At 68.0% G+C, this 25,603-nt stretch carries 19 protein-coding genes; 6 read left to right on the top strand and 13 right to left on the bottom strand.

Features of this window, described 5'->3' with window-relative positions:
• Nucleotides 1-37 precede the first annotated feature (37 nt).
• Nucleotides 38-712, top strand: a complete 675-nt coding sequence (locus ACI766_RS12880) for a heavy metal response regulator transcription factor (RefSeq protein WP_003089900.1) — start codon at nucleotides 38-40, stop codon at nucleotides 710-712.
• Entirely contained in the window at nucleotides 709-2,127 is a 1,419-nt protein-coding gene (locus ACI766_RS12875) for a sensor histidine kinase (RefSeq protein ID WP_019395967.1), read from the top strand. Before ACI766_RS12880 ends, ACI766_RS12875 begins: the two co-directional genes overlap by 4 nt.
• Nucleotides 2,128-2,135: 8 nt before the next feature.
• Here the strand turns inward: ACI766_RS12875 and ACI766_RS12870 are convergent, their stop codons facing one another.
• From ACI766_RS12870 to muxA, 5 genes are all read right to left on the bottom strand, one after another.
• The gene (locus ACI766_RS12870; protein WP_003111752.1) at nucleotides 2,136-2,390 is read right to left on the bottom strand and encodes a hypothetical protein; all 255 of its coding nucleotides are present in this window, start codon (nucleotides 2,388-2,390) and stop codon (nucleotides 2,136-2,138) included.
• 112 nt (nucleotides 2,391-2,502) lie between these two features.
• Complete coding sequence (opmB, locus tag ACI766_RS12865; protein ID WP_003120075.1) at nucleotides 2,503-4,002, bottom strand: multidrug efflux RND transporter outer membrane subunit OpmB; 1,500 nt, start codon at nucleotides 4,000-4,002, stop codon at nucleotides 2,503-2,505.
• Nucleotides 3,999-7,109 carry a multidrug efflux RND transporter permease subunit MuxC gene (muxC, locus tag ACI766_RS12860; RefSeq protein ID WP_087823688.1) on the bottom strand — a complete coding sequence of 1,037 codons (3,111 nt, stop codon included), beginning with the start codon at nucleotides 7,107-7,109 and terminating at the stop codon, nucleotides 3,999-4,001. Before muxC ends, opmB begins: the two co-directional genes overlap by 4 nt.
• Complete coding sequence (gene muxB / locus ACI766_RS12855) at nucleotides 7,106-10,237, bottom strand: multidrug efflux RND transporter permease subunit MuxB (RefSeq protein ID WP_003089920.1); 3,132 nt, start codon at nucleotides 10,235-10,237, stop codon at nucleotides 7,106-7,108. The genes muxC and muxB overlap by 4 nt, the downstream gene beginning before the upstream one ends.
• Nucleotides 10,234-11,514, bottom strand: a complete 1,281-nt coding sequence (gene muxA / locus ACI766_RS12850) for a multidrug efflux RND transporter periplasmic adaptor subunit MuxA (RefSeq protein ID WP_003111498.1) — start codon at nucleotides 11,512-11,514, stop codon at nucleotides 10,234-10,236. Before muxA ends, muxB begins: the two co-directional genes overlap by 4 nt.
• Before the next feature lie 256 nt (nucleotides 11,515-11,770).
• On the opposite strand from muxA, the gene ACI766_RS12845 reads away from it, so the two are divergent.
• From ACI766_RS12845 to ACI766_RS12835, 3 genes are all read left to right on the top strand, one after another.
• A complete protein-coding gene (locus ACI766_RS12845; RefSeq protein WP_003116857.1) occupies nucleotides 11,771-13,204 on the top strand; it encodes a TldD/PmbA family protein in 1,434 nt (477 codons plus the stop codon).
• A complete protein-coding gene (locus tag ACI766_RS12840; protein WP_003113322.1) occupies nucleotides 13,204-14,529 on the top strand; it encodes a TldD/PmbA family protein in 1,326 nt (441 codons plus the stop codon). The genes ACI766_RS12845 and ACI766_RS12840 overlap by 1 nt, the downstream gene beginning before the upstream one ends.
• A 196-nt stretch (nucleotides 14,530-14,725) precedes the next feature.
• Nucleotides 14,726-15,850 carry a pyridoxal phosphate-dependent aminotransferase gene (locus ACI766_RS12835; protein WP_003113323.1) on the top strand — a complete coding sequence of 375 codons (1,125 nt, stop codon included), beginning with the start codon at nucleotides 14,726-14,728 and terminating at the stop codon, nucleotides 15,848-15,850.
• Between the two features lie 149 nt (nucleotides 15,851-15,999).
• Here ACI766_RS12835 and tpx read toward each other — a convergent pair whose 3' ends face one another.
• The 3 genes from tpx to ACI766_RS12820 all read right to left on the bottom strand — a co-directional run bounded on the left by tpx (nucleotide 16,000) and on the right by ACI766_RS12820 (nucleotide 19,048).
• Entirely contained in the window at nucleotides 16,000-16,497 is a 498-nt protein-coding gene (tpx, locus tag ACI766_RS12830) for a thiol peroxidase (protein WP_003089950.1), read from the bottom strand.
• Between the two features lie 134 nt (nucleotides 16,498-16,631).
• The gene (locus tag ACI766_RS12825) at nucleotides 16,632-17,981 is read right to left on the bottom strand and encodes an alanine/glycine:cation symporter family protein (RefSeq protein WP_003113324.1); all 1,350 of its coding nucleotides are present in this window, start codon (nucleotides 17,979-17,981) and stop codon (nucleotides 16,632-16,634) included.
• Between the two features lie 155 nt (nucleotides 17,982-18,136).
• Entirely contained in the window at nucleotides 18,137-19,048 is a 912-nt protein-coding gene (locus ACI766_RS12820) for a LysR family transcriptional regulator (RefSeq protein ID WP_003120066.1), read from the bottom strand.
• A 118-nt stretch (nucleotides 19,049-19,166) separates the two neighbouring features.
• Here ACI766_RS12820 and ACI766_RS12815 point away from each other — a divergent pair, with 118 nt between their 5' ends.
• Nucleotides 19,167-20,162, top strand: a complete 996-nt coding sequence (locus ACI766_RS12815) for an aldo/keto reductase (RefSeq protein WP_087823690.1) — start codon at nucleotides 19,167-19,169, stop codon at nucleotides 20,160-20,162.
• Nucleotides 20,163-20,392: 230 nt separating this feature from the next.
• On the opposite strand, the gene ACI766_RS12810 is transcribed toward ACI766_RS12815, so the two are convergent.
• Genes ACI766_RS12810 through ACI766_RS12790 form a run of 5 tightly spaced genes read right to left on the bottom strand, consistent with a single transcriptional unit; the run spans nucleotide 20,393 to nucleotide 25,525 of the window.
• Entirely contained in the window at nucleotides 20,393-21,328 is a 936-nt protein-coding gene (locus tag ACI766_RS12810) for a phosphatidate cytidylyltransferase (RefSeq protein ID WP_003089962.1), read from the bottom strand.
• A gap of 1 nt (nucleotide 21,329) precedes the next feature.
• Nucleotides 21,330-21,959 carry a lysophospholipid acyltransferase family protein gene (locus tag ACI766_RS12805; protein WP_003113327.1) on the bottom strand — a complete coding sequence of 210 codons (630 nt, stop codon included), beginning with the start codon at nucleotides 21,957-21,959 and terminating at the stop codon, nucleotides 21,330-21,332.
• An 11-nt stretch (nucleotides 21,960-21,970) separates the two neighbouring features.
• Nucleotides 21,971-22,423, bottom strand: a complete 453-nt coding sequence (locus tag ACI766_RS12800) for a hypothetical protein (RefSeq protein ID WP_023124493.1) — start codon at nucleotides 22,421-22,423, stop codon at nucleotides 21,971-21,973.
• Entirely contained in the window at nucleotides 22,416-23,765 is a 1,350-nt protein-coding gene (locus ACI766_RS12795) for a phosphatase PAP2/dual specificity phosphatase family protein (RefSeq protein ID WP_023122067.1), read from the bottom strand. Before ACI766_RS12795 ends, ACI766_RS12800 begins: the two co-directional genes overlap by 8 nt.
• Entirely contained in the window at nucleotides 23,765-25,525 is a 1,761-nt protein-coding gene (locus ACI766_RS12790) for a bifunctional alpha/beta hydrolase/class I SAM-dependent methyltransferase (protein WP_003104480.1), read from the bottom strand. The genes ACI766_RS12795 and ACI766_RS12790 overlap by 1 nt, the downstream gene beginning before the upstream one ends.
• Nucleotides 25,526-25,603: the final 78 nt, after the last annotated feature.

Here is a 25,603-nt window from a genome sequence, read left to right as displayed (position 1 = left end):
ACTTGCAAATGAATCCATACTTTATATAGGGGCGAACATGCGCATCCTTATTATCGAAGATGAAGTCAAGACTGCCGACTACCTGCACCAGGGCCTGACCGAAAGCGGCTACATCGTCGACCGCGCCAACGATGGCATCGACGGCCTGCACATGGCCTTGCAACACCCTTACGAACTGGTGATCCTCGACGTCAACCTACCCGGCATCGACGGCTGGGACCTGCTCCGCCGCCTGCGCGAACGCAGCAGCGCGCGGGTGATGATGCTCACCGGGCATGGCAGGCTGACCGACAAGGTGCGCGGCCTCGATCTCGGCGCCGACGACTTCATGGTCAAGCCGTTCCAGTTCCCCGAACTGCTGGCGCGGGTCCGCTCGCTGCTGCGCCGCCACGACCAGGCACCGATGCAGGACGTCCTGCGGGTCGCCGACCTGGAGCTGGACGCCAGCCGCCACCGGGCCTTCCGCGGCCGGGTGCGGATCAACCTGACGACCAAGGAGTTCGCCCTGCTGCACCTGCTGATGCGGCGCAACGGCGACGTCATCACCCGGACGCAGATCATCTCGCTGATCTGGGACATGAACTTCGACAACGACTCCAACGTGGTGGAAGTCGCCATCTGCCGCCTGCGGGCGAAGATCGACGACGGCTTCGACCTCAAGCTGATCCATACCATTCGCGGCGTCGGCTACGTCCTGGAAGCGCGCCGATGACGCCACCAGGCCGACTGTCGCTGCGCCTGGCCCTGCTGGTCGGCGCCCTCGGCGCGCTGCTGGCCCTGGCGCTCGGCGCGATGGCGCACTGGAACCTCGGCCGCGAGCTGGAAGCCCGCGAGCGGGAAAACCTGCAATTGAAGCTGGAGCAGATCCGCCACAGCCTGGAAGACGATCTCGACCTGCGCAGCGACCCGGCCGTACAGGCGCATGCCCTGCAGGACCAACTGGTGGCCCACAGCGGCCTGCACCTGAGCATTCTCGACAGCCGCAGCGGCCAGCCGCTGATGAGCTTCGGTGACCAGGCCGCGGCCAGCGTCGCGGCCAACCGCGCGCTTCTCGCCCGCTTGCAGGCGGATGCCCGCCAGCCGGTGTTCCAGAGCTGGAGCACCGGCAACGACCAGCGCCTGCTGAGCATCGGCGCTTCCATGCGCATGAAGAACGGCACCCCGGTACAGGTGTTGCTGAGCAGCGAGCGCAACGCCGACGAGCGCCTGCTCGACGGTTTCCTCCGCGCCACCCTGCTGGCCCTGCCCTTCCTCCTGCCATTGATCGCCCTGGCCGCCTGGTGGGTGGTGCGTGCCGGCCTCGAACCGTTGAACCGCTTCCGCCGGGTGGCCGCCCAGGTCAGCCCGCAGGATCTCTCCTACCGCATCCCCGAGCAGAACCTGCCGCGCGAGCTGGACAGCCTGGCCCGCAGCTTCAACCACATGCTCGCCCGCCTCGAGGATGGCGTACGCCAGCTCTCGCAGTTCTCCGACGACCTGGCCCACGAACTGCGCGCGCCGATCTGCAACCTGCTGGTGCGCAACCAGGTGCTGCTCAGCCAGCATCGCGACAGCGCGGCATACCGCGAAGCCCTGGAGTCCAATGCCGAGGAACTGGAGCGGCTGTCGCGGATCGTCACCGACATGCTGTTCCTGGTGCAGGTGGACAACCCGGCGATCCAGGCCCAGTTCGGCTGCGTCGCCCTGCACGAGCAGGCGGCCAAGGTCATCGACCTGTACGAGATGGTCGCCGAGGACAAGGGCGTCGAACTGCGCCTCTCCGGCAACGGCTTCGCCCACGGCGACAACCTGATGATCCAGCGCGCCATTTCCAACCTGGTGTCCAACGCCGTGCGCCACACCCCGCAAGGCGGGCGCATCGACGTGCGGATCGGGGAACGCGCGGGGCACACCGAGGTGAGGGTCAGCAACGACGGCCCGGGCATCCCACCGGAGTACCTGCCGCACCTGTTCGAGCGCTTCTACCGCCGCGCCGGACACCAGACTGGAGCCCAGGCCGGCACCGGCCTGGGACTGGCCATCGTGCAATCGATCATGGCCTACCACGGCGGCCGCGCCGAAGCGGAAAGCGTACCGCAGCAGAAGACCCACCTGCGCCTGCTGTTCCCTTCGACGGGCGCTGCCTGACGCCGGTTTCAGCAACCGGCGCGGCGCCGCCACAGGCGGTACTCGCCGCAGAAACCGGCGAGGAACAGCGCCAGGCCGAGCGCCAGCAGGGTCCAGGGCGTCCGCAGCGGGGCGCGCTGGAGCGGCGGATCGCCGTGCAGCAGGACGAAGCATTGCAGCAGCGCCCAGAACATCGCGGCGACGCCGCCAAGCATGGCCAGGCGGCACAACCAGCCGAGCCAGTAGCCTCGGCGCGAGGGCTTTTCCGGAAACTTCCCCGACACGTATTCACCTCCACATCCGCCGCCGCACTCTAGCCGAGACGCGGACGGCGGTGTGTCATGCAAGCGCAATAGCGGGGAAAGGCATTCGTCAGGAACAGGCAGCGAGAAGAACTCAGGGCGAAGGCGGCAGGCCCTCCTCGACCCGGCCGAGCCGCTCGTCGGTCCGCTCGATGTCGGCGCTGTCCCAGCCGCCGCCCATTGCGGCGATCAACTGGACGCTGGCGGTCAGGCGGCTGCCGAGCAGTGTCAGCACGGTGCGTTCGTTGCTCAGCGCGGTGGCCTGGTTGGTGACCACGTCGGTGTAGTCGACGGTGCCGGCCTTGTACTGATTCTCGGCCAGGCGCAGTGCCTCGCGGGCCGACTCCAGGGCTTCGCGCTGCACCCCGCTCTCCTCGTCGAGGACGCTCAATTGCACCAGGTAGTCCTCCACCTCGCGGAAACCGTCGAGCACGGTCTGCCGGTAGGTCGCCACGGTCTGGTCGTAGGTCGCCTCGGCCTGGTCCACCTGGGAGCCGATCAGGCCGCCGTCGAACAGGGTCATGGCGAACTGCGGGCCGATCGACCAGAAGCGGTTCGGCGTGCTGATCCAGTTGCTCAGGCTGCCGCTGCGGTAGCCGCCGGCGGCGCTCAGGGTGAGGTCGGGGAAATAGGCGGCCTTGGCCACGCCGATCTGGGCGTTGGCGGAAATCACCTTGCGTTCCGCCGAGGCGATGTCCGGCCGTCGTTCGAGCAATTGCGACGGCACCACTGCCGGCAGGTCCGGCAGCTTCGGCACGCTCGCCACCGGCGGCAGGTTGAATTGCGCCGGCGGCAGGCCGACCAGCACGGCGATGGCGTGCTCCAGCTGGGCACGCTGGTACTTCAGGTCGATGGCCTGGGCCTGGGTGCTTTTCAGCTGGGTGCGGGCCTGGGCCACGTCGGCCCTGGTGACGATGCCGGCGCGGTATTTGTTCTCGGCCACCTTCAGCGAACGCTCGTAGGCCGTCACCGTGTCGTTGAGCAGGCGGATCTGTTCGTCCATCACCCGCAGTTGCAGGTAGTTCTGCGCCAGTTGCGACTGCTGGCTGAGGCGCACCGCGGCGAGGTCGGCGGCGCTGGCATGCAGGCTCGCCTGGTTGGCCTCCAGTTGCCGGCGCAGCTTGCCCCAGAGGTCGACCTCCCAGCTGACGCCGAGGCTGGTCGAGTAACTGTTGCTGATCGCACCGGAACCACCGCCGCTGCTCACAGTGGAGCCGTCGGGCAGGCGCACGGTGCTGTCGCCGCCGCCCTGGCCGCTGCGGGTCTTGCCCACGTTGCCGGTGATCGACGGGAAGAACGCCGCCCGCGCGCCGCGCACCAGCGCCTCGGCCTGGCGGAACTGCGCCACCGACTGGGCCAGGGTCTGGTTGGAACGTTCCAGGTGCATCTGCAGGTCGTTCAGGGTCTGGTCGCCGTACAGCTCCCACCAGGCGCCGCGCTGGAACACGTCGCGCGGCTCGGCGCGGCGCCAGCCTTCGGCTTCCTTGAATTCGGCGGGCACCGCCAGGTCCGGTCGCTGGTAGTCGGGGCCGATGGCGCAGCCGCCGAGGGCGGCGACCAGGGCCAGGGCGAGCAACGAGGGGGTGTGTTTCATAGGGGTGTCTCCAGCGCACCGTCCGTGCGTACGCCGCGTTTCTGGTTGACCCAGTGGCGCAGGCGGTCGAGATAGAGGTAGACCACCGGGGTGGTGTACAGGGTCAGCAACTGGCTGCCGATCAGCCCGCCGACGATGGTGATGCCCAGCGGCCGGCGCAGCGCGGCGTCGCCGCCGATGCCGAAGATCAGCGGCAAGGCGCCGAGCAAGGCGGCCAGGGTGGTCATCATGATCGGCCGGAAGCGCATCATGCAGGCCTCGAGGATCGCCTCGCGCGGGCTCAGGCCGTGGTTGCGCTCGGCCTCCAGGGCGAAGTCGATCATCATGATCGCGTTCTTCTTGACGATGCCGATCAGCAGGATGATGCCGATCAGCGCGATCAGGCTCAGCTCGCTGCGGCAGAGGATCAGCGCGAGCAGCGCGCCGACCCCGGCCGAAGGCAGGGTCGAGAGGATGGTCAGCGGGTGCACGTAGCTCTCGTAGAGGATGCCGAGGACGATGTACACCGCCAGCAGCGCCAGGAGGATCAGCCAGGGCATCTGGTTCTGCGTGTCCTGCACCGCGCCGGCGTTGCCCTCGAAGCTGGTCTGCACGTCCACCGGGATGTGCAGCGGCTCCAGGGCCTGCATGATGGCCTCGCGGGTCGGGCCGATCTGCGCGCCCGGTGCCAGGTTGAAGGACAGCGTGGTGGCGGCGAACTGGCCCTGGTGGTTGACCTCCAGCGGTGCCCGGCTCGGTTCGTAGTGGCTGAACGCGGACAGCGGCACGCGCTGGCCGTCGTTGCCGATCACCTGGACCTGGCGGAGGATTTCCGGGCTCTGCTGGTACTGCTGGTCGACCTCCATCACCACCCGGTACTGGTTCAGCGGGTTGAAGATGGTCGACACCTGGCGCTGGCCGAAAGAGTCGTTGAGCACCGCGTCGACCATTTCCACGTTGATCCCCAGGGTCGCCGCGCGGTCGCGGTCGATCACCAGGCGGGTCTGCACGCCCTTGTCCTGGGAGTCGCTGTTGACGTCCACCAGCTGCGGCAGCTTGCGCATCGCCGCCTCGACCTTCGGCGCCCATTCGCGGAGCAGGGTCAGGTCGTCGCTGCGCAGGGTGAATTCGTACTGCGCGTTGCTGTCGCGGCCGCCCAGGCGCACGTCCTGGCCGGCGTTGAGATAGAGCGCCGCGCCGGGCACCTTGGCGATCCGCTCGCGCAGCCGGGTGAGGACCTTCTCCACCGGGTCGCGCTCGCCGATCGGCTTGAGAGTGACGAAGAACGAACCGGTGTTGCTCGACTGCCAACGGCCGCCACCGATGAAGCCGACTACGTTTTCCACCGCCGGATCGGAAGAGAGGATCTTGCGGTACTCGCCCATCTTCGCGCTCAGGGACTGGAACGAGATGCTCTGGTCGGCCACCGCGTAGCCGCGCAGGCGCCCGGAGTCCTGCTGCGGGAGGAAGCCCTTGGGCACCACCACGAACAACCAGAGGTTCATGGCGATGCAGGCCAGCATGATCACCACCATCAGCCGCGAGTGCTCCAGCGCCCAGCCCAGGCTGGCGCGGTAGCGCAGCATGAAGGTGGCGAAGAAGCGATCGCTGCGCCGCGCCAGGGAAGCGCCTTCGGGCCGTTTCAGCGGACGCAGCAGACGCGCGCAGAGCATCGGCGTGAGGGTCAGGGATACCACCAGGGACACCAGGATCGCCGCCGAGAGAGTCACCGCGAACTCGCGGAACAGCCGTCCGGTGAGGCCGCCCATGAGCAGCAGCGGGATGAACACCGCGACCAGCGAGAGCGTCATCGACAGCACGGTGAAACCGACCTGGCGGGCGCCGGTGATCGCCGCCTGGATCGGCGGATCGCCCTCCTCGATGCGTCGGGCGATGTTCTCCACCACCACGATGGCGTCGTCCACCACGAAGCCGGTGGCGATGATCAGCGCCATCAGCGACAGGTTGTTCAGGCTGAAGTCGCACAGGTACATGACCGCGAAGGTGCCGATCAGCGAGACCGGCACCGCCAGGCTGGGGATCAGCGTGGCGCGGCCGTTGCGCAGGAACAGGAAGACCACCAGGATCACCAGCGCCACCGAGATCAGCAGGGTCAGCTCGGCCTCTTCCAGCGACGCACGGATCGACGGGCTGCGATCGTCCATCACGTTCAGCTTGACCTGCGGCCCGAGCAGTTCCTGCAACACCGGCAGTTGCGCGTGGATGGCGTCGGTGGCCTCGATGATGTTGGCGCCGGGCTGGCGGGTGACGATCAGCAGCACAGCCGGCAGGTCGTCGGAAAAGCCGGCGTTGCGCACGTCCTCCACCGAGTCGCTGACCTTGGCCACGTCGCCGAGGCGCACCGCGGCGCCGTTGTCGGCGTTGTAGTGGATCACCAGCGGCTCGTACTCGCGGGCCTTGCGCAACTGGTCGTTGGCGTCCACCTGCCAGTGCTTGTCGTCCTTCTCGACGGCGCCCTTGGGGCCGTTGCTGTTGGCCGCGGCGATGGCCGTGCGCACGCTGTCCAGGGACAGCCCGTACTGGCTCATGGCATCCGGGTTGAGGTCGACCCGCACCGCCGGCAGCGAGCTGCCGCCGATGCTCACCTGCCCTACCCCCTGCACCTGCGACAGCTTCGGCGCCAGCACGGTCGAGGCGAGGTCGTACATCTCGCCGCGACTCTGGGTCTCCGAGGTCAGGGTGAGGACCATGATCGGCATGTCCGAGGGGTTGGCCTTGCGGTAGCTGGGATTGTTCGGCATACCGCTGGGCAGCAGGCTCATCGCGCCGTTGATCGCCGCCTGCACCTCGCGGGCGGCGCCGTCGATGTCCTTCTCCAGGTCGAACACGAGCACCACGGTGGTCGAGCCCAGCGAACTGCTGGAGGTCATCTCGCTGATCCCGGCGATCCGTCCCAGCGAGCGCTCCAGCGGCGTGGCCACCGACGAGGCCATGGTTTCCGGGCTGGCGCCCGGCAGGCTGGCGCTGACCACGATGGCCGGAAAATCGACGTTGGGCAGCGGCGCCACCGGCAGCAGGCCGAACGACAGGGTGCCGGCCAGCAGCAACGCCAGGGTCAGCAGCGTGGTGGCGACCGGGCGGCGGATGAAGGGCGTGGACAGACTCATCGCCCGGCGTCCCCGTCGAACCCGGCCTCGGTGTTCAGGTCCAGCCCGCGCTGCTTGCGCCAGGCCGCCCAGCGACGGGCCAGGCGGTCGAAGTAGAGATAGATCACCGGGGTGGTGAACAGGGTCAGGACCTGGCTCAGCAGCAGGCCACCGACCATGGTGATGCCCAGCGGCTGGCGCAGCTCGGCGCCGGCGCCGCCGGCGAGCATCAGCGGCAGCGCGCCGAGCAGCGCGGCCATGGTGGTCATCAGGATCGGCCGGAAGCGCAGCAGGCAGGCCTGGTAGATCGCCTCATGGGGCGGCTTGCCTTCGTTGCGCTCGGCGTCGAGGGCGAAGTCGATCATCATGATCGCGTTCTTCTTGACGATGCCGATCAGCAGGATGATGCCGATGATCGCCACGATGCCGATCTCCTGCCCCGCCAGCATCAGCGCCAGCAGCGCGCCGACCCCGGCCGAGGGCAGGGTCGAGAGGATGGTCACCGGATGGATGAAGCTCTCGTAGAGGATGCCCAGGACGATGTACATGGTCACCACCGAGGCGAGGATCAGCAGCAGCGTGTTCGACAGCGAGGCCTCGAAGGCCAGCGCCGCGCCGCGGAAGCTGCCCTGCATGCTCAGCGGCAGCTCCAGGCTGGCCTCGACGCCACGGATCGCCTCGACCGCCTCGCCCAGGGAGTAACCCTTGGCCAGGTTGAACGACAGGGTCGCCGAGGGGAACTGGGCGATATGGTTGATCGCCAGCAGGGTATGCCGCTCCTCCACCTTCGCCAGGCTCGACAGGCGCACCTGGGTGCCGTCGCTGGACGGCACGTAGAGCTGCTCCAGGGCCTGCGGGCCGAGCTGGAACTGCGGCGCCACCTCCAGCACCACGCGGTACTGGGTGGCCTGGGTGAAGATGGTCGAGATCAGCCGCTGGCCGAAGGCGTTGTAGAGCACGCTGTCGATGTCGGAGAGCTTCACGCCGAGGCGCGAGGCGGTGTCGCGGTCGATGTTCAGGTAGGCCTGCAAGCCCTTGTCCTGCCAGTCGCTGGCGACGTCGGCGAGCTGCGGCAACTCCTGCAGCCGCGCCACCAGCTTCGGCACCCACTCGGCGAGCACGTCCGGGTCGGCGTCCTGCAAGGTGAACTGGTACTGGGTGCGGGCGACCCGGTCCTCGATGGTCAGGTCCTGCACCGGCTGCATGTACAGCTTGATCCCGGGCAGGTGGTCGAGTTCGGGCTGCAGGCGCTGGATCACTTCGCTGGCGGTGACGTCGCGCTCGCTGTGCGGCTTGAGGTTGATCAGCAGGCGGCCGGTGTTGAGGGTCGGGTTGCTGCCGTCGACGCCGATGTAGGAGGACAGGCTGGCCACCGCCGGGTCCTTCAGCACCACCTCGGCAAGGGCGCGCTGGCGCTCGGACATGGCCTGGAAGGAGATCGACTGCGGCGCTTCGGCGACGCCCTGGATCACCCCGGTGTCCTGCACCGGGAAGAAGCCCTTGGGCATGGCCAAGTAGAGCAGCGCGGTCAGCGCCAGGGTGGCGATGGCCACCAGCAGGGTCAGCGGCTGGTGCCGCAGGACCACCCGCAGGGCCTTGGCGTATTGTGCGATCAGGCCATCGATGACCCGCCCCGCGGCGCGCGCGAAGCGGCCCTGCTGGTCCTCGTCGATGTGGCGCAGCAGCTTGGCGCTGAGCATCGGCGTAAGGGTCAGGGAGACGAAGCCGGAAATCAGGATCGCCACCGCCAGGGTGATGGCGAACTCGCGGAACAGCCGCCCGGCGACGTCGCCCATGAACAGCAGCGGGATCAGCACGGCGATCAGCGAGAAGGTCAGCGAGATGATGGTGAAGCCGATCTGCTTCGAGCCCTTGAGCGCCGCTTCCAGCGGCGAGTCGCCCTGCTCCAGGTAGCGGGCGATGTTCTCCACCATGACGATCGCGTCGTCGACCACGAAGCCGGTGGCGATGGTCAGCGCCATCAGGGTCAGGTTGTTGATCGAGAAGCCGGACAGGTACATCACGCCGAAGGTGCCGATCAGCGACAGCGGCACGGCGAAGCTGGGAATCAGGGTGGCGTAGACGTTGCGCAGGAACAGGAAGGTGACCATCACCACCAGCGCCACCGCCAGCGCCAGCTCGAACTGCACGTCCTTGACCGAGGCGCGGATGGTGGTGGTGCGGTCGGTCAGCACCTGCACGTCGAGATTGCCCGGCAGGGTCGATTGCAGCTGCGGCAGCAGCGCCTTGATCCGGTCGACCACCTCGATCACGTTGGCCCCCGGCTGGCGCTGGATGTTCAGCACCACCGCCGGCAGGTTATTGGCCCAGGCGGCCAGGCGCACGTTCTCGGCGTCGTCCTCGACGCTGGCGACGTCGCGGATGCGCAGCGGCGAGCCGTTCTTGTAGGCGATGATCAGGTCGCGGTAGGCGTCGGCCGAGCGCAACTGGTCGTTGGCGTCCAGGGTCGAGGCACGGGTCGGGCCGTCGAAACTGCCCTTGGGGCCGTTGAGGTTGTTGCTGGTCACCGTGCTGCGCAGGTCCTCCAGGCTCAGCCCCGCCGCCGCCAGCGCCGTCGGGTTGGCGCGCACCCGCACCGCCGGGCGCTGGCCGCCGCTGATGCTGACCAGGCCGACCCCGGAGATCTGCGAGATCTTCTGTGCCAGGCGGGTATCCACCAGGTCCTGGATCTGCGGCAGCGGCATGCCGTCGGACATCACCGCCAGGGTCAGGATCGGTGCGTCCGCCGGATTCACCTTGCTGAACACCGGCTGGTTCGGCAGGTCGTTGGGCAGCAGGCTCTGCGCGGCGTTGATCGCCGCCTGGACTTCCTGCTCGGCGACATCGAGGTTGCTCTGCAGGCTGAATTGCAGGGTGATCACCGAGGCGCCGCCGGAACTGCTGGAAGACATCTCGTTGAGCCCCGGAATCTGCCCGAGCTGGTTCTCCAGCGGCGCGGTGATCGACGAGGTCATGATCTCCGGGCTGGCGCCGGGGTACAGGGTGACCACCTGGATGGTCGGGTAGTCCACTTCCGGCAACGCCGAGATCGGCAGGAAGCGGTAGGCGATCAGGCCCGAGAGCAGGATCGCCACCATCAGCAGGGTGGTCGCGACCGGCCGCAGGATGAACGGGCGGGACGGGTTCATTCAGCGCTCCCGCTACCCACCGAGTCGCCCTGGAGGCCGCTGGGGCGGCCAGTCTGCGGTTTCTGCGGCTCGCCCTCGAGGACCTGCGGGGAGGCCTCGGCGACACGCACTTCCATACCGTCGCGCAGGCGGTCGGTGCCTTCCACCACCACCTGCTCGCCGGCCTTCAGGCCGCTTTCCACCACCACCCGCTCGTTCTCGCTGGTGCCGATGGCGACGCTGCGCTGGCTGACCTTGTTGTCGGCGCCGACCACGTACACATAGATACCGTTGGTGCCGCGCTGCACGGCGTTGGCCGGAATGGTCAGCACGCCCTTGAGGGTCTGCGCCAGCAGGCGCACGTTGACGAACTGGTTGGGGAACAGCTTGCCGTCGGCGTTCTCGAAGCGCGCCTTGAGCTTGACCGTGCCGGTGGTGGTGTCGATCTGGTTGTCCAGGGTGGTCAGGGTGCCTTCGGCGAGAACCTTGTCCTGGTTGCGGTCCAGCGCGGTGACCGCCAGCTTGCCGGGGCCGTTCATCTGCTCGACGACGGTGCCGATCTGCTGCTGCGGCAGGCTGAACACCACCGAGATCGGCTTGACCTGGGTGATCACCACCAGCGGCGTGGTATCGCCGCTGGTGACCAGGTTGCCGATGTCCACCTGGCGCAGGCCGAGGCGCCCGGAAATCGGTGCGCGGACCTCGGTGAAGGTCAGATTGAGGCGGGCGTCGTCGACCTGGCCCTGGTTGGTACGGATGGTGCCCTGCAACTGGCGGACCTGGGCTTCCTGGGTATCCAGGGTCTGCTTGGCGATCGAGTCCTCGGCGTACAGCCCCTTGTAGCGCTGCAGGTCGATCTCGGCGTTCTTCAGTTGCGCCTGGTTCTGCATCAGCGTGCCCTCGGCCTGGGCCAGCGCCGCCTTGTAGGTGCGCGGGTCGACCACCGCCAGCAGGTCGCCGGCCTTGACCTCCTGCCCCTCCTGGAACAGCACCTTGACCAGCTCGCCGTTGACCCGCGGCTTGACGTTCACCGTGTTGAAGGCGGTGACGGTGCCAAGCGCGTTGAAATGCAGCGCCAGGTCGCCCTGCTCCACCCTGGCCACGCCGACGGTGAGCGCGTTGGCCTTGGGCAGCGCGGCGCCCGGCTTGCCGCCGCGACCGGGTCGCCCGTCGGAGGACGGTGCCGAGGCGGGCGCCGCCAGCCACATCACCAGGCCGATCACGGCGGCGAAGGCCAGGGCGGTGATCAGCCACGGGCGCAGGGTACGGAACTTGGATTTACCGGTCGTTGGAGTCATGGTTCTTCTTCAGGCTTAGAACGGAGGCGCTTTTTCCAGGCTGCACGATAAGCATTGCAGGGGCCCAGGCAAAGCCTCTTTACCCGCTATTTACCCTTGCTTTACCGATAGTTAGGCATTCCGCCCGCATGCTTCGGCGAGCTACCCGCAGCCTGGCACCAGGCTATGACAACAAACGGCTTGCTCCGTTACGGACGAAGGCTTGAAATAGAGCGTTCTGCATTCGCCCACTCCGCAATCGGCCAGGGACGCACAGATGATCGACCCGTTGAAACACCGCTTCGCGGCGCTCCGCAGTCGCGCCGAATTCCACTCCTTGCGCTACGTCCAGCGTAGCGGCGAGTACCTCTCGGTGCGCCGCAACGTCAGCGAACCGCCGCACTTCAGCCAGGACCGCGGCGCCATGCTCTGCGTACGGCTGAACGGCGTGGAAGCCTACGCCGCCACCAACGATCTCTCCGCGGCCGGCCTGCAGGCCGCCCTGGAGCAGGCCGAGCGGCAAGCCGAGCGGATCGCCCGGCACGCCCTGTTCGACGTCCGCGGATTGCCGCCGGCAAGCGGCCGCTCGCAGTATCGCTCGCCGAACCAGGACGCCCCTTTCCCCTCCCTCGCCGAGTGCTACGAACTGCTCGCCGAGGAGTCCGCCAAGGTGCCGCGCGACGAGCGCCTGGTGAACTGGAGCGTATTCCTCGAAGTCAGCCGCCAGGAACAGCTCTACCTGAACAGCGCCGGCGCCGAGCAATACCACGAGCAGCGCTTCGTCTATCCCGGCGCCAGCGTCACCGCCTACGACGGCCATGACAGCCAGACCCGCAGTTTCGGCGGCCACCATGCCGGCCAGCAGGGCGGCGCCGAAGTGATCGAGCGCCTCGGCCTGGTCGGCGCCGCGCCGCGCATCGCCGACCAGGCCCTGCAACTGCTGGCGGCGCCGAACACCCCGAGCGGCCGCTGCGACCTGCTGCTGATGCCGGACCAGATGATCCTGCAGATCCACGAGTCGATCGGCCACCCGCTGGAGCTGGATCGCATCCTCGGCGACGAGCGCAACTACGCCGGGACCAGCTTCATCAAGACCGAGGACTTCGGTCGCTACCAGTACGGCTCCAGCCTGCTCAACGTCAGCTTCGACCCGGAAATCCCCGAGGAGCTGGCCAGCTACCGCCAGGACGACGACGGCAGCCCCGCGCGCAAGGAATACCTGATCCGCGAAGGCCGCCTGCTGCGTCCGCTCGGCGGCGCCCTGTCGCAACACCGCAGCGGCCTGGAGGGCGTCGCCAGCAGCCGCGCCAGCAGTTGGAACCGCGCGCCCATCGACCGCATGGCCAATCTCAACCTGGAGCCCGGCGACAAGAGCTTCGCGCAGCTGGTGGCCGGTATCGAGCGCGGGGTGCTGATGTCCTACAACCGCTCCTGGTCGATCGACGACGCACGCAACAAGTTCCAGTTCGGCTGCGAATGGGGCCAGTTGATCGAGGACGGCGAACTCAAGGGCGTGGTGAAGAACCCCAACTACCGGGGCATCTCCGCGCAGTTCTGGCGCAACCTCAGCGCGGTGGGCGACGCCGGCACCTTCGAGGTGCTCGGCACGCCCTACTGCGGCAAGGGCGAGCCGAACCAGGTGATCCGTGTCGGCCACGCCTCGCCGGCCTGCGTATTCAGCGATGTGGACGTATTCGGGGGAGATACCTGATGCACCAGAGACAGCATTTCGAAGCCCTCGCCGAGGACCTGCGCCGGCATCTGGCCGAGGGCGAGGACTTCACCCTCTGGTACAGCGCCGAGGACTCCGAGTTCATCCGCTTCAACCGGGCGCGGGTGCGCCAGGCCGGCCGGGTGCGCCAGGCCAGCGCGCTGCTCCGGCTGATCCGCGACGAACGCCAGGCGAGCCTCGACCTGACGCTCTCCGGCGCGCCGGAAGAAGACCGCCAGCGTCTGGCCGAAGGCCTTCGGCAACTGCGCCAGAGCCTGGCCTGGATTCCCGCCGATCCCTATCTGCTGCTCGACACCTCGGCCTGGCAGCGAGAGAACCAGGACCTCGGCGCAGCGCCCGACAGCGGCGCGCTGCTGGCCAGCCTCGAACGCCGGGCGCGCGACCTCGACCTGGTCGGCATCTATGCCGCCGGACCGCTGTTCCGTGGCTTCGCCAACTCCTGGGGCGCCTTCGGCTGGCATGCCGGCAGCAGCTTCAACTTCGACTGGAGCCTGTTCCATGGCAACGGCCAGGCGGTGAAGGCCGACTACGCCGGCCAGCGCTGGGACGACGAAGCCTTCGCCCGGCGCTTCGAACAGGCCCGGGAGCAGCTCGGCCACCTGGGCAAGCCGCTGCGCCAGTTGCGCCCCGGCGACTATCGCGCCTACCTGGCGCCGGCGGCGCTCGAGGAAGTCATGCAGATGCTCTGCTGGGGCGGTTTCTCCGCGCGCGCCCTGGCTACCGGCGAAAGCCCCCTGCAACGCCTGCAGAACGGCGACGCCCTGCTCAGCCCGCTGCTGAACCTCGCCGAGCGCCCTGCCACCTCGCCCTCCCCGGCATTCAGCGCGGAAGGCTCGCCGCGCGCCGAGGTCGAACTGGTCGGCAACGGCCGCCTGAGCGGACGCCTGGTGAGTTCGCGCAGCGCCCGCGAATACGGCCTGGTAGCCAATGGCGCCGGCGCCAACGAGGCGCCCACGGCGCTGGACATGGCCGGCGGCAGCCTGGAACAGGCGCGCATCCTCGAGGCCCTGGATACCGGCCTGTACATCGGCAACCTGTGGTACCTGAACTACTCGGACATGCCCGCCGCACGCCTGACCGGAATGACCCGCTTCGCCACCTTCTGGGTGGAGAACGGCCAGATCCGGGCGCCGGTCAGCACCATGCGCTTCGACGACAGCCTGTACAGCTTCCTCGGCGCCCACCTGGAAGACCTCAGCCACGAGCGCGAACTGCGCCTGTCCAGCAATACCTACGGCGAACGCCAGACCGACTCGATGCACCTGCCGGGCGCGCTGACCGGGCGCTTCACCCTCACGCTCTGAATCCACACGGCGCTCCCCGGCGGTTCGCCGCCCGGGAGCGCCGCGTGCGCAATCCGAAGAACGACCGCCGATATTCCGGCGCCATTATCACGCCACCATAAACGGACCGACTCCCTCCTCGTTATCCACTCTGGTGACACACGCCCGAGAGGAACCCACCGCACGCATATCCCATTCGGTACACGGAGGTGAAGCTATGCCCGCTTTGAGTCGTCGTTCGTTCGTGACCCTGACCGCCCTGGCCTCCAGCAGCATCCTGCTGAGCCCGCGAGCCTTCGCCGGGAGCGGCGCGACAAGCGCCGCCGGCAAGCCGCAAGAGACCTTCCTGGATTTCAACGAAAGCCCCTACGGCCCCTCCGCCAAGGCCAGGGCCGCCATGCAGCGGGCGGCCGCGCTCTGCGGTCGCTACGACTACGACGCGCAGGACGCCCTGGTCGGCCTGTTCGCCAAGCAGAACGGCATCCCCGCCGAATGCGTGCACGCCTACTGCGGCTCGCGCCAGCCGCTGCAATACGCCGTCGCGGCGTTCACCGGCAAGGAGCGCGGCCTGGTCATCGCCGATCCCTCCTACGACTCCGTGGTCGGCGCCGCCCAGGCCCAGGGGGCGAAGGTCGCTGCCGTGCCGCTGGACGCCGAGGCGGCCCACGACATCGAGCGCATGCTCGCCGCCGCGCAACGCGACGCCGGGCTGATCTATATCTGCAACCCGAACAACCCGACCGGCACCCTCACCCCGCACGAGCGGATCGTCAGGGCGATCGAACGCAAGCCCGAGCGCAGCGTGGTGCTGGTCGACGAGGCGTATATCCATTTTTCCGACGCACCCAGCGTCGTCGGCCTGGCCGTCCAGCGCCAGGATGTGCTGGTCCTGCGTACCTTCTCGAAACTCTACGGGATGGCCGGCGCCCGGCTCGGCCTGGCCATCGGGCATCCGCAGCTGCTGGCGCGGCTGGAGCGCTTCGGCGGCCACAACGTGGTGCCCTCGCCAACCGCCCACGCCGGGCTGGAAAGCCTGCGTGACGACGATCTGGTGCCACGGCGCAAGCAGCAGAACGCAGAGGTCCGCGAGCGCACCATCGCCTGGCTGCGCCAGCAGGGCTTCCGCTGCACCGCCTCACAGTCCAACTGTTTCATGGTGGATATGCGCCGTCCCGCCGAGCTGGTCATCGCCGAACTGGAGAAACAGCGGGTGCACGTCGGCCGCCCGTGGGCCTCCTGGCCCAACTGGGTCCGCGTGACGGTAGGCAGCGAGGAAGAGATGCAGGCGTTCCGGAGCGCCTTCGCCAGCGTCAGCCGGCGCCACCAGGTCGCCATGCGCTAGCGCTGCGTCTCTGCGACGCAGGGCGGATGACCGCGCTGCGATTATCCGCCCTGCTCATGGCCCGAGGCGAGCAGCCAAGGGATTCGGGTTCGCCCGTTACCAGCCAGCCTGGCTGACGGTCATGGGACGAAGCGGGTTGGCCGTGGGGCTCAGAGAGCCGCCAGGGCCGCCGCGTAGTTCGGCTCGTCGGCGATTTCGCCGACCAGTTCGCTGTGCAGCACCTTGTTCTGCTCGTCGAGCACCACCACGGCGCGCGCGGCCAGGCCGGCCAGCGGGCCGCTGGCGATGGCCACGCCATAGTTCTCGAGGAACTCGCGACCGCGCAGGGTCGACAGGTTGACTACGTTCTCCAGGCCTTCCGCGCCGCAGAAGCGCTTCTGCGCGAACGGCAGGTCGGCGGAGATGCACAGCACCACGGTGTTGGCCAGCTTGCCGGCCTCGACGTTGAACTTGCGCACCGAGGTGGCGCAGGTCGGGGTGTCGACGCTGGGGAAGATGTTCAGCACCTTGCGCTTGCCGGCGAAGTTTTCCAGGGTCACGTCGGCGAGGTCGCCGCCGACCAGGCTGAAAGCCGGAGCCTGGGCGCCTTTCTGCGGGAGCTGGCCATCGACGTTGACCGGGTTGCCCTTGAGAGTCACTTGAGCCATTGCGTTGATCCTTCTAGTCAGTGAGAAGCCGCCGGCCCTGTGGCCGGCGGCGGAAGCATTCGGGGCCGGCGACGATGCTAGCACGCTTTACCCGAGCGAAAACCTCGGGTTTGAGCGTCGCCGTCCCCCGAGGCTCAACTCCTGGCCTTGGCGAAATACTCCCGGGTCAGGCGGAACACCACCGGACTCAGCAGCAGCAAGGCGATCAGGTTGGGAATCGCCATCAGCGCGTTGAGGGTATCCGCCACCAGCCAGGCGAAGTCCAGCTGGGTCATGGCGCCGAACGGAATCGCCAGGGTCCAGACGATCCGGAACGGCAGGATCGCCCGGGTGCCCGCCAGGTACTCCCAGCAGCGCTCGCCGTAGTAGCTCCAGCCGAGGATGGTGGTATAGGCGAACACCACCAGGGCCAGCGACAGGATGTAGTGGCCGACGCCCGGCATCGCCGCCTCGAACGCCGCCGAGGACAGCGCCGCGCCGCTGGCGCCGCTGGTCCAGACGCCCGAGGTGATGATCGCCAGGCCGGTCAGGCTGCAGATGATCAGGGTATCGATGAAGGTGCCGAGCATACCGATCAGGCCCGAACGCACCGCGCTATGGGTCGTGCCGGCGGCCTGGGCGATGCCGGCGGTGCCGAGGCCGGCCTCGTTGGAGAAGATCCCGCGTGCGACACCGAAACGGATTGCCGCCATCACCGCTGCGCCGGCGAAGCCGCCGGTGGCGGCGATCGGCGTGAAGGCGTGGGTGAAGATCAGTTGGAACGCGCCGGGAATCGCCTCGGCATGGACCACCAGGACGATCACCGAGGCGACGATGTAGCCGACGCACATGAAGGGCACCAGGGCTTCGGCGACCTTGCCGATACGGCGGATGCCGCCAAGGATCACCAGCCCGGTGACGAGCATGGTGGCGACCCCGGTGACCCAGTCGGGCACGCCGAAGGAAACCTCAAGGGCATCGGCCATGCTGTTGACCTGGACCATGTTGCCGATACCGAAGCCGGCGAGCCCGCCGAACAGCGCGAAGGCCGCGCCGAGCCAGGCCCAGCGCTTGCCCAGACCGTTCTTGATGGCATACATCGGACCGCCGACGTGTTCGTTGCGCTCATCCTTCTCGCGGTAGTGCACCGCCAGCACCACTTCGGAGAACTTGGTGGCCATTCCCACCAGCGCGGTGCACCACATCCAGAACAGCGCGCCCGGGCCGCCGAGGAAGATCGCCGTGGCCACCCCGGCGATGTTGCCGGTACCGACGGTGGCCGCCAGGCAGGTCATCAGCGCCTGGAACGGGCTGATCTCGCCGCTGCTCTCGTCATCCTTGCTACGCCCCTGCCAGAGCAGGCGAAAGCCGACTCCCAGGCGCACCAGGGGCATGAACTTCAACCCCAGCATCAGGTACAGGCCGGTGCCGAGAATCAGCACCAGCATCAACGGCCCCCAGACCACGCCGTTCAGGTCGACCACCCACTTCTGCAAGCTTTCCATCAGCGATCCTTATTCTTGTTCGAATGAATGCGGCCTGGCGGCAGCGGGCATCCGGAACTCGGACGAACATCCCTGCTCGACAGGCCAAGGCTGCCGATCCTAACGAGGTTCTCTCGGCGAAATCGAGAAAAATCTTCGCCCGGAAAGCCTGCGTCTCATTGCGTCTCGCCGGCCGCCTGGCGACCGAACAGTTCCACCAGCCAGTCGACGAACACCCTCACCCGCGGCGACAACTGGCGCTGCGAGGGATACACGGCATGCAGCGGCAGCGATGGCGGCAACCATTCTCCGAGCACTTGTCGGAGGCTACCGTCGGCCAGGCCGGCGGCGACGTGATAGTGCGGCGCCTGGATCAGCCCGAGCCCGGCCCGGCAGGCGGCGACGTAGGCATCGGCGTTGTTGACGCTGACCCGGCTGCGCATCGGCAACGTGCGCAGACGCCCGTCGACGCTGAACTCGAAGTCGAAGGTACGCCCGCTGGAAGGCGACTGGTAGTTCACCGCGAGGTGCCCGCCGAGCTCGGCGAGCTGCCGCGGATGGCCATGACGCTCCAGGTAGGCGGCGCTGGCGCAGGTCACCTGCGGCAGGTCGGCCAGGTGCCGGCCGACCAGGCTGGAATCGTGCAGCTCGCCGACCCGCAGCACGCAGTCCGCGCCCTCGCGCAGCAGGTCGACCAGGCGATCGTTGCTGCTCAACTGCAGCTCCAGTTCCGGGTAGCGCTCGCAGAACTCCGGCAGGAACGGAATCACCCGCATCCGCCCCAGTGCGCCCGGCAGGTCGACCCGCAAGCGCCCGCGCGGGTTGTTCAGGACGCGTGGAAAGCAGCTTTCCGCCTCCTCCAGGTCCGCCAGCAGGCGCACGCAACGCTCGTAGTAGGCCTGCCCGTCGAGGGTCAGGCTGACCTGGCGGGTGGTGCGCTGCAGCAACTGCACGCCAAGGTGCGCCTCCAGCTGCTGGATCGCCTGGGTCACGCTGGCGCGCGGCAGCTCCAGGCTGTCCGCGGCCTTGCCGAAGGCGCCCAGCTCGACGATGCGGGTGAAGGCCTGCATGGCCTGGAAACGATCCATCGGACACCCTCGATTATTTGGAAAATACGAATGGTAAAACCGTAATTATGGACTTTATCCAGACCAATGCAGAGCGAAGAATGACGACGTTTTCCTTCCCTCCCGCGAGGCTCGACACATGAAAACCCGTCAACTCGGCCACAACGGCCCTTCCGTCTCCGCCATCGGCCTCGGCTGCATGGGCATGACCGACTTCTACACCACCGGCGGCGACCGCCAGGAGGCCACCGCCACCCTGCATCGCGCCGTGGAACTCGGGCTGAACTTCTTCGATACCGCCGACATGTACGGCCCGCACAGTAACGAGGAACTGCTCGGCGAGGCCCTGCGCGGCAAACGCGAGCAGGTGTTCCTGGCCAGCAAGTTCGGCATCGTCCGCGACCCTGCCAATCCCCGGGCGCGCGGCGTCGACGGCAGCCCGGCGTACATCCGCCGCGCCATCGAAGGCAGCCTGAAGCGCCTCGGTACCGACCGCCTGGACCTGTACTATCAGCACCGCATGGACCCGCAGGTACCCATCGAGGACAGCGTCGGCGCCCTCGCCGACCTGGTGAAGGCCGGCAAGATCCGCCACATCGGTCTCAGCGAAGCCTCGGCGGAAACCCTCGAGCGTGCCCACCGGGTGCACCCGATCAGCGCGTTGCAGAGCGAGTACTCGCTGTGGACCCGCGATCCGGAGGACACCGGGGTGCTCGCCGCCTGCCGTCGCCTGGGCATCGCCTTCGTCCCCTACAGCCCGCTGGGTCGAGGCTTCCTTACCGGCACCCTGAAGCGCCCGGAAGACTTCGCCGCCGACGACTACCGTCGTTTCAGCCCGCGCTTCCAGGGCGAGAACTTCGCGAAGAACCTGAAGCTGGTGGACAAGGTCGGCGAACTGGCCGCAGCCAAGGGCGTGAAACCCTCGCAACTGGCGCTGGCCTGGGTGCTGGCGCAGGGCGATGACCTGATCCCGATTCCCGGCACCAAACAGCGGCGCTACCTGGAGGAGAACGTCGCCGCGACGGAATTGCGCCTGAGCGCGGCGGAACTGGCCGAGCTGGATGCGATCTTCCCCGCCGAGGCGGTCGCCGGCAGTCGCTATAGCGAGGAAGGCATGCGCCTGGTCAATCTCTGAGACAGTGAAGCTGCAGTCACGTCCCCGTATGCCGGAGCCTGGTTGTAGGGCGAATCACCGCTTGCGGTTATCCGCCGCTTATCCGGGGTTTCGGCGGATACCGCCTGTGGCGGTATCCGCCCTACGGGTCTCTATCGCTCGCAATTTCCTGGCTGCCTACACGGCGGGAAAACGACGACGGGGCGGCCGCCATCGGCAACCGCCCCGCTCCCCTCGGCGCCAGGCGAACCTCAGGGCGTCCACCAGTAGCGCACCACGTGGAAGAAGATCGGCGCGGCGAAGCACACCGAGTCCAGGCGGTCGAGCATGCCACCGTGACCTTCGATCATGTGCCCCCAGTCCTTGACCCCACGGTCGCGCTTGATCGCCGACATCACCAGGCCGCCGAAGAAGCCCAGCAGGTTGATCAGCAGCGCGATCAACGCCGCCTGCCAGAGGTTGAACGGGGTGATCCACCACAGCGAGGCGCCGATGGCGGTGGCCAGGGCGATGCCGCCGACGAAGCCTTCGACGGTCTTCGACGGCGACAGGTTGGGAGCGATCTTGCGCTTGCCGAACAGCTTGCCGCAGATGTACTGCATCACGTCGGAGAGCTGCACGACGATCACCAGGTAGGCGATCAGCAGCAGGTTGCGCCCCTCGAAGCCGGGGATGTCGAGGGTCAGCAGCGCCGGCACGAAGGAGATACAGAACACCGCCAGCATCAGGCCCCACTGCACTTTCGAGGCGCGCTCGAGGAAGTGCTTGGTGTCGCCGCCCAGCGAGGCGAGGATCGGCAACAGCAGGAACACGTACACCGGGATGAAGATCGAGAACATGCTGTACCAGTCGATGTAGATCAGCAGGTACTGCATCGGCAGCACGAAGTAGAACGCCGCCACCAGCGCCGGGTAGTCGCTGCGCCGGGTCGGGGTGAGGGTGATGAACTCGCGCAGGGCGTAGAACGACACGCCATAGAACAGCAGGATCACCGCCGCCTGGCCAAGCCAGAAGGCGAAACCGATCACCAGGACCATCGCCCACCAGGCGTTGATCCGTGCGTTCAGGTTGTCGATCACCGCGTTCGGGCCGGGACCGGCGCGCCACTTGAGGACGAAGCCGACCAGCGAGGCGAGCAGCAGCAGCGCGCCGATCCCGCCGAAGAGCATCCAGGTCTGTTCGTTCATCTCAGGCCTCCTCTTCCGGCGCCAGGTCCAGCAGGGCCATGCGCGCTCGTTCGAGGAACGCCTCCTTGCCTTCTTCCGCCGTGGCGACCAGCGGCTTGCCGAAGCTCAGGGTGCAGAGCAGCGGCAACGGCAGCATGCGGCCCTTGGGCATGACCCGGTTGAGGTTGGCCAGCCAGACCGGCACCAGCTCGACGTCCGGGTGGGCCAGGGACAGGTGGTAGATACCGCTCTTGAATGGCAACAGCTTGACCTCATCGTCCAGGTTGCGGGTGCCCTCGGGGAAGATGATCAGCGAATCGCCGCCGTCCAGGGCGCGGTCGAGGGGTTCGAGCGGATTGGCATTGGCCTCGCTGCGCTGGCGGTCGACCAGCACGCCGTTGAACACCTTGTTGATCACGTAGCTGCGCAGGCCGGCCTTGTTCCAGTAGTCGGCGCCCGCCACCGGCCGGGTACGCCGCCGCACCTCCGGCGGCAACGAGGCCCAGAGCAGGACGAAGTCGCCATGGCTGCTGTGGTTGGCGTAATAGATGCGTTGCTTGGGGATCGGCGTGGTGCCCAGCCAGAGGCTGCGCAAGCCGGTGATGGCGCGGGCGCCGGCGATGATGCCATAGGCGACGACTGATTCGAGCATGGGAAGACTCTTCAGGTTTGAGCGTTGAATAGAGGGATCGACAACAGGCACGACAAGGCCAGCAGGAACTGGGCGCCACAGGCCAGCGCCTGCCAGCGTAGCAGGCGCAGGGCGCCGCGGCTGCGCTGGTGCCAGGTGCGCCCTGCGGCGTCCGCTCGGGCCAGGCCGAGATCGGCCAGGGCCCGGTCCAGGTCTTGGGTCTGCGCTTCCAGCCTGTCGCCGACGTGGCTGAAACGTTCGAACAGTTCGGCGTCCAGGGCCACTCGCAGCGCCCAGTACTTCTGCCACAGGCCGAGCATGGCGATCGCCAGCATCGCCGCAGCGAAATAGCGCCAGCCGATGCCCTGCACGGCCTGGTACAGGCCCAGCCCGATGGCCAGCAGGGTCAGTGCGGCGGACAGCCGGTCAAGCTCGCGGCCACGGCGCAGCAGGGCCGCCACCAGGGCCAGGGTTTGCTCAGGCATGGCGCACCTCGCCCAGTTCCGCCGATGGCTCCGGCACGCTCCCGCTCAGCGCCGCGAGGGTCCGCCGCTGGGCCTCGCCCAGCAGCACTTGCGGTCGCGCCCGACGTAACACCGCCACGGCCGACTCGACGTCCGCCGCGCGGCCGCTGAGCAGCAGCCAGGCGGCGACCAGCGTGGCGCTGCGCGAATAGCCCAGGGCACAGGCCACCAGCAGCGGCCCTTGCGCCAGCAGTTCGTCGATCAGCACCGCGGCGCGCCGGCAGTCATCGACGTCCGGCGCGACCAGGTCGAGCAACGGCAGGCTGCTATAGGCCAGCCCCTGCGGCTCGCAGGAAAGTTCGGCGGTAGCGTCGAGCAATGCGCGGAAGCGGCCGTCGGCCAGTTCCGCGGACGACGGCAGGCGCCCCAACCAGAGGCCCGGCAGCACCTCGTCCGGCTGCGGCCGGCGACGGGTCCAGAGCCAGGCGTTGATCCGCGCGGCAAGCAGATATGGCGCCAGCAGCCAGCGCGCGGCGGCGCTCAGGCGGCCAGTGCTGCCCTTCTGGAAGCCGGCGGCGCCGAACAGCAGGTAGTTCAGCGCCACCAGCGCCAGCGCCAGCGCCGGCCAGCACAGCCACAACGCCGCACCGCCGACGGCAAAGGCGACGGCGGCGCAGGCCAGCGCGCCGAGGCCGTAGCGAGCGGCCAGCCGCCGCCGTTGCCGGTCGCGGCTCAGACTGGCGCGGGCGAACGGCGCGGGCTGCGCCTGCGGCCACAGCCAGACGCACAGCCAACCGGCCAGCGCGCCGGTGGGCACGTCGATGAAATGGTGCTGCCAGGTGGTCAGCACCGACAGCCCGATCAGCGCGAACCAGCCATGCAGCAGCCAGCGCCAGGCGCCGCTGGCGTAGCGCGCGTAGCAGACCCAGAGCACTACCAGCAGGGCGATGTGCAGCGACGGTGCCTGGTTGTACGGTTTGTCGAACCCCATCAGCACGTCGAACAGCCAGCCGAACACGCCGCCCAGTTCCGGCCGTTCGAAGGTGAAGCGCAGGGGGAACAGCAGGAAGCAGGTCACCGACAGCACCTGGGCGCTGAGCAGGCGCAGGCAGTGGGTGTCCAGCTCGCGCTTGTCCCGCGGCAACAACAGCGACAGGCCGTAGAGCAGGTCGATCGACCAGTACGGCAGGATGGTCCAGGGCCACAGCGGCATCCCGCGTTCCCAGTCGAAGACCAGGCTGCCGACGTCGCCGCGCTGGCTGGTCAACCAGTTGGCCAGGCCATAGCTGGCGAAGAAGAACGGGCCGAGGAACAGCAGCCAGAGCACCGCCCGCTTCAGTACCTCCGGCTTGCGCGGCGCCATCAGCGGGCGACCTTCTGCGCCAGCGATACGCTGAAGATGCCCCACTGGTCGACCCGCTGGGTGATCTTGCGGAAGCCGGCGGCGGCCACCAGTTGGTCCATTTCCGCCTGGGTCCGGCGCCGCATCACCCAGGCCTGGCCCTGGCGGTGGCTGGTCAGCGCGCGGGCGATCAGTTCCAGCTGCGGGTGCCAGGGCTGTCCGGTGTAGACCAGGTAGCCGCCCTCCTCCAGCGCCTCGCCGAGGCCGGCGAGGGAGTCGCCGACCATGCGGTTGTCGGCGAACAGCTCGTAGAGCCCGGAAACCACCCCGAGGCTCGGCTTCGGTTGCAGCGCCGCCAGGTCGGCGCGATCGAAGGCGTCGCCCTTGACGAAGCGGGCGATGCCGGCGAGGCCCTTGCTTTCGATCAGGGCGCTGCCGTCACGCACGTTGATCTCGCTGTAGTCGCGCAGGAGGATGCTTTCCGGCAGCGGCTCGACGCCTTGCAGAGCTTCGAGGATGTAGCGGCCGTGGCCGGCGGCGATGTCGACGATGCGCACCTCGCGCTGCTCCTCGCGCAACCGCTGCATGGCCAGGCGCAGCAGCTCCTCGGCGTGCAGCTTGCGCTGGCGGATGCCGCGCCAGCCGATGGAGTCCAGGTAGTTGCGGTCGATCAGGCGACCCAGCGGGCCGCTGCCGCTGGGCTGGTTGCGGTAGACATAGTCGAGGGTGCTGCCGGAATCGAAACCGGTGTCGAAGCCCAGCTTGACCCCGTCCGACCACAGGCTGCCCAGGCGCAGCCCGGCACGGGTGGCGCGCCAGTAGAGATCGCGCGGCGAGTTCTTCGGCAACGGCGCGGCCAGCGCCTCGGCCTCGGCGCAGGTATGGCCCAGGCGGTCGGCATCGAGCAGGCTCGGTCGTTCAGGTGCCGTGGCGAATGCCTCGAGGAGGAAGCGCCGGGCACGGCCGACGGCCAGGTGACGATCGCGCTCGCCAAGGGTGTCGTGGAAGAAGCCGGGCAGGATGTGCTTTTCCTTGCGCAGGCTGCCGAGACGCTCGAAGAAGCGCTCCTGCGGCGCACGATGGACGACGAAGTCGGCCCCGGAAATCAGCAGTTGGGTGGGAATCTGGATCGCCTGTGCGTCCGCTACCACCCGCTCGGCAGCTTCGTAGAGGCCGAGCAGGACGTTCACCGAGATCGCCTTGGCGATCAGCGGGTCGCTGTCGTAGGAGGCGATCCGCTCCGGGTCGTGACTGAGGAAGCGTGCCTTGACATAGCTGTTGACGAAGAAATTGCCGCGCCACAGGCGCATCAGTTTCAGCCCGCTGCGGGCGAACGGCACGTAGAGCTTGACCTGGAACGCCGGCGAAGCCAGCACCAGTGCGCGCACCTTCGGCGCGTAGTCGTGGGCCCAGGTGGAAACCAGCACCGCGCCGACGCTCTGCGCCACCACCGCCATCCGCTCTTCGGCGATACCGTGGACGGCCTGGATATGGTCGACGAAGGTCTGTACGTCGCGCACGCTGGTGGCAAAGCTCGGGCTGTCGCCGCGGGCGCCTGGCGAGAGGCCGTGGCCACGGGCGTCCCAGGCGAAGAAGTCGTGTTCCGGCAGGTCGAGTTCGTCGACCAGGTGGGCGATCCGCCCGGAGTGCTCATGGCCGCGGTGGAACAGCAGCACCGCCTGGCGCGTGCCGTCCGGCGCCGGGCGGCTGGCCGGCCAGTGGCGGTAGAAGAGCTCTACCCCGTCGTGGGTGGTGAAACGCAATTCCTGTACGTCGCGCATGTGATGTCCCTATGTCGTTGCCCCGGCCGGGATCCCGGCGGGGTTGCTTCCTGCGGGCGCCCACCTCCATGGCGTTCG

Origin of the sequence: Pseudomonas sp. DL, assembly GCF_047199225.1 — a bacterium.
GTDB classification, from domain to species: Bacteria; Pseudomonadota; Gammaproteobacteria; order Pseudomonadales; family Pseudomonadaceae; genus Pseudomonas; species Pseudomonas aeruginosa.
Note: the sequence above shows the minus strand (reverse complement) of the source record. Positions and strands in the feature narration are given on the sequence as shown.